This is a genomic window from Vibrio sp. 10N.261.52.A1, assembly GCF_002876325.1.
Taxonomy (GTDB): Bacteria; Pseudomonadota; Gammaproteobacteria; order Enterobacterales; family Vibrionaceae; genus Vibrio; species Vibrio chagasii.
This window is the reverse complement of record NZ_MCYD01000920.1, coordinates 1-4,192: the sequence shown is the minus strand read 5'-3', so window position 1 is coordinate 4,192 and position 4,192 is coordinate 1. Positions and strand designations below refer to the sequence as shown.

The 4,192-nt window shown below is 45.1% G+C and carries 5 protein-coding genes; all 5 read right to left on the bottom strand.

What is annotated here, in order from left to right; genetic code table 11:
- A partial coding sequence (gene ycfP, locus BCT81_RS20075; RefSeq protein ID WP_102425578.1) for an alpha/beta hydrolase YcfP occupies positions 1–523 on the bottom strand: 523 nt, incomplete at its 3' end.
- A gap of 108 nt (positions 524–631) precedes the next feature.
- A complete protein-coding gene (locus BCT81_RS20070) occupies positions 632–1,486 on the bottom strand; it encodes a phosphotransferase (protein ID WP_102425577.1) in 855 nt (284 codons plus the stop codon).
- Between the two features lie 153 nt (positions 1,487–1,639).
- Positions 1,640–2,230, bottom strand: a complete 591-nt coding sequence (gene lpoB / locus BCT81_RS20065; RefSeq protein ID WP_004741952.1) for a penicillin-binding protein activator LpoB — start codon at positions 2,228–2,230, stop codon at positions 1,640–1,642.
- A gap of 121 nt (positions 2,231–2,351) precedes the next feature.
- Positions 2,352–2,735 carry a YcfL family protein gene (locus tag BCT81_RS20060; RefSeq protein WP_004741950.1) on the bottom strand — a complete coding sequence of 128 codons (384 nt, stop codon included), beginning with the start codon at positions 2,733–2,735 and terminating at the stop codon, positions 2,352–2,354.
- Positions 2,735–4,126, bottom strand: a complete 1,392-nt coding sequence (locus BCT81_RS20055) for a hypothetical protein (RefSeq protein WP_102425576.1) — start codon at positions 4,124–4,126, stop codon at positions 2,735–2,737. The genes BCT81_RS20060 and BCT81_RS20055 overlap by 1 nt, the downstream gene beginning before the upstream one ends.
- Positions 4,127–4,192: the final 66 nt, after the last annotated feature.

The following is a 4,192-nucleotide window of genomic DNA, read 5'->3' as shown; positions in this document are numbered from 1 at the left end:
CTTTCATTGCTTGAAGATGTTGAGAGATTTTTTTGAATTTATGGCTCTCTTTCTCATCCCAAATCACATCGTAGTAATCTTCGAGTGCAGCTGCAGTTTTGCTATTGTCGTGAATTTCATCTTCACGAGAAAGCACCACGAGGCAGCGACCTTTGTTTTTCATGCGGTACTGTTCCACACACTTAGTCGCAATATCTTCGTACTCTTCAGGACGATCGATTCGGCCCACCATGTTGTTTTCAGGTTGCAGGTTCGGGTTGAAAATTACCTGCTTAATACCACACAAGAAACCAATACGCTCAGACCAAAAACCACCTAAGCCAACACCACAAATAATTGGATGTGGATCATCTGATTGCTCTATCACTTTGTGCACCTCTTTCAATAGGTGCTGCATGTCATGCTTTGGATGCAAAGTACTGTAGTTGATGAAACGAACGTCATCATCAATGAATTGCAACTGCAGTATTTTTTCGTGATTGCCCGGGCTTGTTGAGTCGAAGCCGTGAAGATAGATAATCATTGTACCTCCCCCATTGAATATTGGTACGTTTTGATCAATCTAACACGAAAAACAAGGTTTTAAAGGGAAGAGCATCGAAATTATATTTTTCACTTCCTAAACGTGATCCTAGCTACAGAAAGTGTGACTCAGAGCCTCTGCTTCACGCAGATAACTTTCATCTCCCCACAGTTGATGGGCGAGCAAATACCACAACATTGCCATCATTCGGCTTCGTGGTAACCACGCTTCTACACCATCTAGCCAAGGCTGAACATCGTGAATACCGCGCAGCTGACAATACTTTTCAACCGTTTCTTGCACCGGGGCACCTGCGACTGAAATGGTTAAGGTTAGATCTAATCTAGGGTCAGCAATTGCCGCGTATTCCCAATCGATGATTTTAATCCCGTCACTGTTCTTCACCAGGTTATAACCGCCGAGATCAAAGTGACATAAGGAGAGCTCAACACTCGAGATACTTGGCGTTGTGCGCCACTCTTTATAAATGGTGCTGTAAACTTCTGTCTTATGAACGGCATCAAGCTGAAGCCAATAATGGTCCACTCTCGCTGTAAAGCTAAACGGCTTAAGTGGTAACCGTGCTGTGTTAACCAGATGCACAGAGATAAGCGTTTTTAGAAGGTCATCAATATCTAAACCTTCATATAACGTATCCCCAGCAACCCATTCAACCAATAAGCCCTGTTCATTCACGACTATTGGGCTTGGTCCAATACCAAGACGCTCGATGGCAGACAACACTTGGTACTCTTCATGACGGGAAATAAAGAAGGCGTTGGTGATTGGTGTGATCGGACGCCACACGTATTCAGCGCCATCAGCAGAAACCAGCTTCCAACATCGGTTAGTTAGACCACCGGTAAGTGTCTGCGCCTTCACTGGCGGCTGCGAAAAATAGCCATCAAGCGAAATCAAACTGGTATCAAGAAGCTTCGCCTCAGACCAAGAAAAAATTGCCATTGCTCATTCCCTATAAACGTCTTCGTTTCCCTACAAAAAAGACACTGACCAAAAGCCAGTGTCTTCAAATATCAGCACATCATGTACTGAATTGGCGTGTGACCAAGCTATTCACTTTCAATAGTAAGTGTCATAATTGGCAGTTAAGCGAAATTAAAGACCTAGTAGGCTCTTAGATTGCTGCTTACGGATTTCAGTCTCGTCAGCCCACTCGATCAAGCCAGACTCAAGGTCCATCAGACGCATGGTCATTTTGTAGTACACGTCTTCGTCGCTACCCGCTTTCTTAACGATGCTTGATAGGTTGCCGTACAGCATGTACTGAGCACCAACCATCTTACCGAACTGAATCGCAGAGCTTTGGTTCACTAGCTCATCGTTGTTTTGGAAGTTTAGTTGGTCACGAACAGACTCTACACGGTCCATATCAACGAAACGGAACTTACCAGAGTTCAGCATCTTAGTACTGATTGTGTCAGTGATTGACTCAGTATCGATGTGCTCACTTGTTTTGTTCTTGATTCGCTCTACGAACACGATTGGACGCTGATCACGAGTAATGTAAGACACTGAACCAGAAGCCATCATACTATCAACCATCTCACCAGCAATAGTTTGAAGGTCAGTTGAACCGAAATCGATTGTCGTGGTTTCTACTGCTTGTGCATCACCGTAGCTTACCTTGTTCGAACAACCGCCTAAAATAACCGCTAAGCCTAGTAGCGCAATGACACTCTTTTTCATGATGTTTCCTCAACTTATCATTGAGTGGGGTTACCCACACTCTTAAATTTTATCTGTGCGAATCAATTCGCTTTTTAGCGCTAGTCGATATTAACCGCGCCAGTTATAACGGAATCTGTTACTACTGCTCTCGGAACTGCACTCGGAATTGAGTTGCTTTCGGGTTTACCGATACTTCCGACAACGAAATGCTTTCAAAGCCACGTACAATCGCTTGCTTCCAAGGTCCTTGTTTCAAGTTGACCTCAAGTCCAGCATCGTCGTACCAATAGAAACGATAAAGGATGTGTTGGTCACCTTTATAGTTACTGTTTAAGCGGACAATACCTCGAGTGTGACCATCAATCTGATCGGTACGGATATCTTCAACTTGTAAACGGCTGCCCAATACATTGTCGCCAAAGAATACGTTCTGAGTCAGACTATCAACCCTTACGCCAGCTGTATTATCAGCACAACCAGCCAGAGCCATAACCGCTGCTAAGCTCACTAACCACTTTTTCATTACAGCCTCCCTAGCTGTTTATGCCACATTGTTGCGTTGTTTCCTTGTCGAGAAATCCATACCAAAGTGGTCTGCCCTTCTCGAATATCAAAATCGTAGGTTTTAGCACCCGCTTCCAAAGTATATTGACCGCTGTTTGCTACAAACGTACTGCTCTTAATCTCAGCTGGTAATGATTGCCAACTGCGAGTGTCTGGTTGCTCTGTCAGTGTGTTCCACACATTGAACAAAATGTTTCCAACATCATCACCCTTTGTTGCCTCTTTACGAATGCGGTCTTTTGCGACCACACGTAGCGCTTGGCGAATAACAATGCTCGTCATACGCTCAGACAGATCGTTCTGAGCCATGGCGTTGACGTCAGTGATCAAATGCTCTTGTAGCGGTTGCCCACTGATTCGCAACGGAGAAAAACGCTCTACGTTCTGACTTGGGTAATATGGCAGCGCAAGAGAGTATATTGCTCCCTGATCTCGACTGTCATAAACAGGTAAATCTAATCGCCAACTGTCCATTGCTTGAACAGCACTCTGCTCTTGAAGAACAATCACGCGCCCTTGACCGCTACTTAGCTTAGACGACTGCTTGTAACGCTTCTCAAGTGTGGCTAAGTCTTGTCGCATACCTAAGCGAGCGGCCGTTGCCATGGTTCTGTCGATAATCTCTTGATTATCGGGCATCACCGCCAATGCGCGTCGATAATCGACATAAGCACTGTTGAGGTCGTTTGAAGCTTCATAAAGCAGACCCGATAAAAACATCAGATAAGCGTTCTGCACTGACTGCAGCTTTTTACCCGCATCTGGGTAATTCGCGAGAATACTGCCGACATTGGCAGACAGCCCCTGCTTCTTCGCATCGTTGGCGGCTCTTTCTAGCTCGGCCTCACGCTGCTTCTTCGCTTGCTCTTGAACTTGATTGGCGCGACGCATTTCGATCACCGCACCTTCTAAATCGTTTTTCTTTAAATAGTTTAAGCCGAGATAAAGGTGAAGAAAGCCTAACTCGTAATCCGGCGGCACATACTCGGTAATGTTGTCATTCACAGCCAATGCACCCACGCTGGTTGCACTGTCTGAGATAGAGATGACGGCTTTTCTCTGCTGCTCGGTAACAGCCTGATCCGCCGCTTCAAACGAAGACTTACTCTCTGGGTACTTTTGATCCAACAGATTGATTCTGCCTCTCTCAAAATTATCGAGAATATCGCCTGCTGCGTAATCTGGTAACTCTTGTTGAGCCTCTGAATAATCTCCAGATTTAACAGCTTGGTAGATACTTTTATTTTGTGCGCTGTAATGACTGAACAGGTTACCTGCAGACATACTCGCGCATCCCGCGGTCAGCGCCGATATTAGGGCAATGGAAGCGAATCTAAACTGTTGCTTCACTTATCGTCTCCGTGCATGTTTAAAATGCCAACTTTATTATGGTCTGCTGACCTTTCGTGGTTAAAT